Consider the following 1,281-nt stretch of genomic DNA (forward strand, 5'->3'; position numbering starts at 1 on the left):
GGGTGCGCCGGCTCTCGGAGGACCTCGCCGCGGGCGTGCGCCGTCCGGTGTCCGTCCCGTGACCGAGCTCGCGAGGTCACGCATGAGCACAGCACCGACGGGCACGCGTACGACGAGCGCCAGCGAGGAGGAGGCGTGACCGTCCTCGCCGCGATCCCCAGCCCGACGCAGGCCGTCTGGGAGCTGGGCCCGCTGCCCATCCGGGCCTACGCGCTGTGCATCATCGCCGGCATCGTCGCCGCGGTCGTGATCACCGAGCGCCGCTGGGTGGCCCGGGGCGGGGCGAAGGCCGACGTCCTGGACATCGCCGTCTGGGCCGTCCCGTTCGGCATCATCGGCGGGCGGCTCTACCACGTCATCAGCAGCCCCCGGCCCTACTTCGGCGAGGGCGGCGACCCGCTGCGCGCCTTCGCCATCTGGGAGGGCGGCCTCGGCATCTGGGGCGCGATCGCCCTGGGCGGCGTCGGCGCGTGGATCGCCTGCCGCCGCCGCGGCATCCCGCTGCCGGCCTTCGCCGACGCCCTGGCCCCCGGGCTGCTCGTCGCCCAGGCCATCGGCCGACTGGGCAACTGGTTCAACAACGAGCTCTACGGCCGCGCCACCGACCTGCCCTGGGCGCTGACGATCTACGACTGGACCGGCACCCAGGCCGCCGTCGGCCCCGACGGTCAGCCGGTGGTGCTCGGCACCTTCCACCCGACCTTCCTCTACGAGCTGCTGTGGAACCTGGCCGCGGCAGCGGTCGTGGTGTGGGCCGACCGGCGGTTCCGGCTCAGCCACGGGCGCGCCTTCGCGCTCTACGTGGCCCTCTACTGCCTCGGCCGGCTGTGGATCGAGCTGCTGCGCACCGACCCCGCGGAGACCTTCGCCGGCATCCGGATCAACGTCTTCACCTCGGTCATCGTGGGCCTGCTGGCGGTGGCCTACCTGGTCTGGCAGCGCGGCCGGCCCCGCGAGGTGATCACCCGCGGACGTGACGCTGGCGACACCGCGCCGGTCCGCCGTCCCCAGGCGGACGCCGCCCCGGCCGCCGCCCCGGCCGCCGCGGAGCCGCGCGACGGCGAAGACCCAGGTGGGGACGGCGACCGGCGACATCCCGACGCCTGAGGACGACGCGCCGTCCGACGGGTCAAGCCGTACGAGATCCTGGTGGCGGCTGTGTACCCTTTCGCCAAGGCCCCACAGCGATCCTGTCGGGGTCGCGAGTCGGAACCGGGCCAGCGACGCCCCGCGGACGACGGCACCGGGGCACCGCGGGAGGCCTGGCTCGTATACACATCT

The 1,281-nt window shown here is 74.5% G+C and carries 1 protein-coding gene; it reads left to right on the plus strand.

The window, feature by feature from the left end; genetic code table 11:
- Nucleotides 1-135 precede the first annotated feature (135 nt).
- Nucleotides 136-1,107 (plus strand): prolipoprotein diacylglyceryl transferase, encoded by a 972-nt coding sequence (lgt, locus tag CNO22_RS27060; RefSeq protein WP_100502302.1) that lies wholly within the window; start codon nt 136-138, stop codon nt 1,105-1,107.
- The last annotated feature ends 174 nt before the right edge of the window (nt 1,108-1,281 follow it).

The sequence above is a fragment of the Geodermatophilus chilensis genome (assembly GCF_002802985.1).
Lineage (GTDB): Bacteria > Actinomycetota > Actinomycetes > Mycobacteriales > Geodermatophilaceae > Geodermatophilus > Geodermatophilus chilensis.